We start from the raw sequence: 5,361 nt of genomic DNA, 5'->3' as shown, positions 1-5,361 counted from the left end.
GGCCTAAGTTTTCGCAGCGAGTGACCCCTGGCTTTTTGAGAAGATACGATTTTTGGGAATCAGAAAAAAATCGTTTTTCTCAAATCAAGACTTTGGTACTTAATCAAGATAATGGACCAGAGAATAACTCAAGAAGAACACAATTTATGAAACGAATTGTTGAATTTGCTCAAAAATATCAAATCAATATACGTTTAGCATATTATCCCCCTTATCATAGCAAATATAATCCCATAGAAAGAACTTGGGCAGTCTTAGAAAATCATTGGAATGGTAGTATTTTAGATGAAATAGATACGGCTTTGAAGTTCGCTGAAACAATGACATGGAAAGGAAAACATCCTGTGGTCAAATTAATTACGGAAACTTATGAAAAAGGAGTAAAATTAACTAAAAAAGCGATGTCAGAAATTGAGAAACAAATTCAACGCTTAAGCAACTCCACAAATGAAAATTTCCCAGATTTAGGCCGATGGTTCATTGATATTTATTATCATCCTGTCTAAGTTTTAATTCAGAGCGGTAATTTTAAAAAGTCAATTAACTTTAAATCTATTTGACTAAAAAAAAATGAGAATAGATGAGTTTGCTATGTTTATTTTACTGTTTAGCTGAATTTAATTAATTCTCTTTAGCCCTTGTTTTTTTAAAATTAGTCCTTTTTTACTAAAGCTCTTTTTTCTTTTCATTTGGAATAATTTATTCTCTGGAAGTCCCTAAGTATTTAGACGGATATTTCAAGAATTGTGTTGAGTTTTGATAAATGGCGATCGCTTCTTTTGCGTCTTTATCAGTATTTCTTCGAGGGAATCCCATCTTTCCTCATAGATATATTCCCTGATCTGATCCAGTTGATGACGATAACTATCCAAAGCTTGTAAGAGAGCAGTCTTGTTATATTGAGCCATCATAACCCCTAATTCTGGGTTTCCTCCCCCCACACGACTGGTATCTCTAAATCCTGAACTGGCCAACTGCTGAGCTAATTCTAAAACAGTTTTCTCTTTTTCTCCCACACAAGCAGCAATTAAACTAGCACTGATCATTACTGGTAAATGGGAAATCCAAGCAACAGCTTGATCGTGTATTTCTGGGGAACAAGTATGAACAACACAGCCTAAAGATTGAGCTAATTCTTCTAAGATTTTGATACTATTTTTTGTTGTTTTTTCCGTTACTGTGATCACATAAGGAGCATTTTTAAATAAGTTTTTCTGTGCCGCTTCAACTCCTTGTTCAGCCGTTCCAGCCATAGGATGACCACCCACAAAATTAGTCCATAATACCTCACATTCGTTTACAACAGAACTTTTTACCGACCCTACATCAGTAATAATAGTCTCTGATTTTAAATGAGGAGTTAACTTTTGTATGGTTGGAGAAATCAAACCAATAGGGGTACAAACAAAAACAATATCAACAGTTGCTAAGGAATCAATATTAATACTTGCATAATCAACAATTCCCCTTTCTAATGCTCGTTGACAGGTTTTTTCTTGACGAGAAACACCGTAAATAATATGTCCACAGTTTCGTAAATCTAATCCCAGTGAACCACCAATCAATCCTAAGCCAATGATGCCAATTTTCATAGTTAATTTTCTTCGGTTTGATAATCTCGACAATTAATAGCCGCTTCCGTACTCACCTGAAAAGGGTTAACCGTACATTTTAAACGGTAATCGTTGGTAAAATATTGGCAACAGTTACAGGGTATTTTGTGCATCTTTTTTGCTTCTTTTATAATATTTAAAATCATTTCTACTAAACTACTAACTAATATCAAAATTAACCCCCAAGCTACCATCATCCTAAAAACTATCCCGAATGGTTGTACAATATTTATCAAAACTAACACTCAAATTATCGAACTTTTCCTATTCTCAATGCTAACACTTGTGTTTGAAAAACTAGCTTAAGAAAATCTTGAAACCTATTAAAAAGATTTCCAATTTTTATTTATGTCAAGCACTAAATCTTTAAAATATTTATAAAGATTTGATATTCTTCTCAAAATATTCTCAGTAACCTAGTAAAAGCTGCCCAGAAATGGGATAATATCATCTACTTGGTAATTGCGAGGAAACTCTGAATGCGACTGTCTCAGATGCTTTTTGTCACCCTGCGCGAAGATCCTGCCGAAGCAGAAATTCCTAGTCATAAACTACTATTAAGAGCAGGTTATATTCGTCGGATTGGTAGCGGTATTTATGCTTATTTGCCCCTCATGTGGCGTGTATTGCAAAAAGTGTCGCAAATAGTACGCGAAGAAATGAACGCAGCAGGGGCCCAAGAATGTCTTTTACCCCAGTTGCAACCCTCCGAGTTGTGGAAAGAGTCAGGAAGATGGGAAACATACACCAAAGCAGAAGGAATTATGTTTTCCTTGATAGACAGACAAGAAAGGGAATTAGGGTTAGGACCAACCCATGAAGAAGTAATTACTACGGTAGCAAAAGATATGGTTCGTTCCTATCGACAATTACCGATTAATTTGTATCAAATTCAAACGAAATTTAGGGATGAAATTCGCCCTCGTTTTGGCTTAATGCGAGGAAGAGAATTTATTATGAAAGATGCTTATTCTTTCAACGAAGATGAGGCTAGTTTACAAAAAAGTTATGAAGCAATGGATCGAGCTTACCGTAATATTATTAGCCGTTGTGGGTTAGCTTTTAGGGCAGTAGAAGCCGACTCGGGAGCTATCGGTGGCTCAGCTTCTCAAGAATTTATGATTTTAGCAGAAGCAGGAGAAGATGAGGTTTTATACACCGAAGACGGTAAATATGCCGCCAACGTAGAAAAGGCAGTTTCCCTACCAAAAGATAGAGAAAAATCACCTTTCACTACCTACGAAAAAAAAGCAACTCCCGATTGCAGGACGATAGAAAAATTATCCCAATTTTTGCAATGTTCTCCCACAAGTATTGTTAAAAACGTGCTTTATGAAGCAGTATACGATAATGGTAAAACGGTTTTAGTTTTAGTCAGTATTAGGGGAGATCAAGAAGTCAATGAAGTAAAACTAAACAACGAATTGGTTAAACTTGCACCCCAATATCAAGCAAGTGCCTTATTAGCTTTAAGTGTTCCTGACGAAAACGCTCAGAAAAAATGGGCCACAAAGCCCTTACCTCTGGGTTACATTTCACCTAGTCTAGAAGATAATTATATTGCCTCAGAAGATTACACCGCACCCCAGTTTCTCAGAATAGTGGATCAAACCGCTGTAGACTTAGAAAACTTTGTTACAGGAGCCAACAAAACAGGACATCATATAATAGGAGGAAACTGGGGCAAAGAGTTTGCATTACCCAAATTAGTTTGTGATATTAGAACAGCAATGATCGGTGATCGCTCTGTTCATGATCCCAATCAAATATTAGCCAGTGCCAGAGGAATTGAAGTGGGTCACATATTCCAACTAGGCACAAAATATTCTCAAGCAATGGGGGCAACATTTACCGATGAAAATGGCCAAGAAAAACCCATTGTAATGGGGTGTTACGGTGTAGGAGTCTCCCGTCTAGCACAAGCTGCAGTAGAACAATCCTACGACAAAGACGGCATCATTTGGCCCGTAGCCATCGCTCCTTATCACGCTATTATTATTGTCCCGAATATTAAAGATACAAATCAAATGGAAGTAGCCGAAAATCTCTACAACCAATTAAATAAAATAGGTGTAGAAACCATACTCGACGATCGCGACGAACGGGCAGGGGTTAAGTTTAAAGATGCAGATTTAATTGGCATTCCTTATCGAGTAGTAACAGGGCGATCTCTCAAAGCTGGTAAAGTTGAAGTAATCACCAGGAAAACAAAAGAATCTCAAGAAATCGAAGTAGTTAACCTAGTAGAAATCTTAAAACATTGGGTAGACAATCTTAAAAATCAATAAAACTTTGCTGAAAAAACTCTTTGATTTTTCTCAGGGAATTCTCAGATAGTGTCACTAACTTAATCATAAGATTGTGAACTAAATTGTGAATCCTGCCATGACTAACTTATTAAAGAAATCTGGATTGTTAACCCTGTTAACCATTGGTTCTGTTGTCGCCACCGCAGCAACGGCCCAAGCATTGACCCTAAAAGTAGAAATAGAAAATCTCGGCCCCGATGGAGGTGTTGCTCTTACCCCTGTTTGGGTAGGTTTTCACGACGGTAGCTTTGATATCTACAATGGGGGACTTACTTCTCAAGAGGGATTAGAGCGAATCGCCGAAGATGGCAATACTATGCCCATTTCTATGGACTTCCTGTCCAACAGAACCTATGTTCAAAACGGCGTAAGCGGGCTTTTTGACTCCACTCAAGTGGGAACCCGTGTTGATGGTGCTATTGGTGAGGCCCCCATCACAGCAGGAACTATGGCTACGAGTACATTTGAAGTAACTCCAGATAATTCTAATCTTTACTTCTCCTACACATCGATGATTCTCCCCTCCAATGATTACTTTCTTGCCAATGCTGACCCCTTGGCTCATAGTTTAACCACTTTATTCTCAGGTGAAGATAGCTTCATTTCTTTTGAAATTGGACTCCCAGGAAGTTTTAGGGATGCAGGAACCGAAGTCAATGACTTTAACACTTCTGCACCAGGAGGTGATCCGAATCCTTTATTCCCAGGATTACCTCCTGGACAATCAGGACCCAACGATGGGGCTGATGAAAACGGAGTTATCACCAGTGTTACGGATTCTTATGCTGATTTCCAAAACAGACCAGTAGATTTTGATACGGATTTTGCCAATCTAAACTTTAACAACGAGACTCTCTATCCCAATGGCATTGCCCGTGTCACCATTAGTGTCGTTGAAGAAGTTGAGTCAGTTCCCGAATCCTCTACCACCGTTGGTTTAATGACTGTGGGGGGACTATTGTTCTTTGCTGGTTTACGTCGTCGTAATCGTAGCATCTAATTCAGTTTTCCTGACATCTTGCATCTATGTCATCAAGTATTGGGTGTGGGGAATTAGAATTATCAGTAAAAGTCCTTAGTTTATTAGTGAACGGTTATAAGTTAACTGTTCACTGTTTACTGCTGACTACTCACTGCCACGCAGTCAATTTGTTAGAATAACTTGACAATAGTTGTTGCGAAAATATAAACAAATATAGTAGGCATGGAAAATTATTTCCTAAATAATATTTAAAACACTTGCACAATGAGACATTACACCTATTTCAATATTTTTTATTGGCAAAAAATTAAAAAATAATAAAATGCTGCTTTAGTTTTTCAATACTTTATATATATTTTTTTAAGATTTTTGGGGTTATAGATAAGTAAAACTTCTCATAGAATGTGTAAACAGTTTACTTGCAAATTTCTCTTTTATTGCAGATAAACTGCCACAG

Annotated in this window: 5 protein-coding genes; 3 read left to right on the top strand and 2 right to left on the bottom strand. The window is 37.2% G+C overall.

Translation table 11 applies throughout. From position 1 onward, the window contains the following. Window positions 1–506: ISAzo13-like element transposase-related protein (locus P9B04_RS13480; protein WP_342055508.1), on the top strand; the 506-nt coding region annotated here is incomplete at its 5' end. 231 nt (window positions 507–737) lie between these two features. On the opposite strand, the gene P9B04_RS13475 is transcribed toward P9B04_RS13480, so the two are convergent. Beyond that, window positions 738–1,592 carry a prephenate/arogenate dehydrogenase gene (locus tag P9B04_RS13475; protein ID WP_342055507.1) on the bottom strand — a complete coding sequence of 285 codons (855 nt, stop codon included), beginning with the start codon at window positions 1,590–1,592 and terminating at the stop codon, window positions 738–740. Window positions 1,593–1,594: 2 nt separating this feature from the next. Further along, entirely contained in the window at window positions 1,595–1,810 is a 216-nt protein-coding gene (locus P9B04_RS13470) for a hypothetical protein (protein WP_342055506.1), read from the bottom strand. Window positions 1,811–2,092: 282 nt separating this feature from the next. On the opposite strand from P9B04_RS13470, the gene proS reads away from it, so the two are divergent. Both proS and P9B04_RS13460 read left to right on the top strand, forming a co-directional pair. Beyond that, window positions 2,093–3,901, top strand: a complete 1,809-nt coding sequence (gene proS, locus P9B04_RS13465) for a proline--tRNA ligase (protein ID WP_342055505.1) — start codon at window positions 2,093–2,095, stop codon at window positions 3,899–3,901. Between the two features lie 97 nt (window positions 3,902–3,998). Then, the gene (locus tag P9B04_RS13460) at window positions 3,999–4,922 is read left to right on the top strand and encodes a spondin domain-containing protein (protein WP_342055504.1); all 924 of its coding nucleotides are present in this window, start codon (window positions 3,999–4,001) and stop codon (window positions 4,920–4,922) included. The last annotated feature ends 439 nt before the right edge of the window (window positions 4,923–5,361 follow it).

Origin of the sequence: Crocosphaera sp. Alani8 (assembly GCF_038442745.1) — a bacterium.
Taxonomy (GTDB): Bacteria; Cyanobacteriota; Cyanobacteriia; order Cyanobacteriales; family Microcystaceae; genus Crocosphaera.
This window is presented reverse-complemented; position numbering and strand designations above follow the sequence as displayed.

What these genes read in the sequence shown, in the direction of transcription:
- P9B04_RS13475 (WP_342055507.1), bottom strand. Translation starts at nt 1,592, where the DNA reads ATGAAAATTGGCATCATTGGCTTAGGATTGATTGGTGGTTCACTGGGA.
- P9B04_RS13470 (WP_342055506.1), bottom strand. Translation starts at nt 1,810, where the DNA reads ATGATGGTAGCTTGGGGGTTAATTTTGATATTAGTTAGTAGTTTAGTA.
- proS (WP_342055505.1), top strand. Translation starts at nt 2,093, where the DNA reads ATGCGACTGTCTCAGATGCTTTTTGTCACCCTGCGCGAAGATCCTGCC.
- P9B04_RS13460 (WP_342055504.1), top strand. Translation starts at nt 3,999, where the DNA reads ATGACTAACTTATTAAAGAAATCTGGATTGTTAACCCTGTTAACCATT.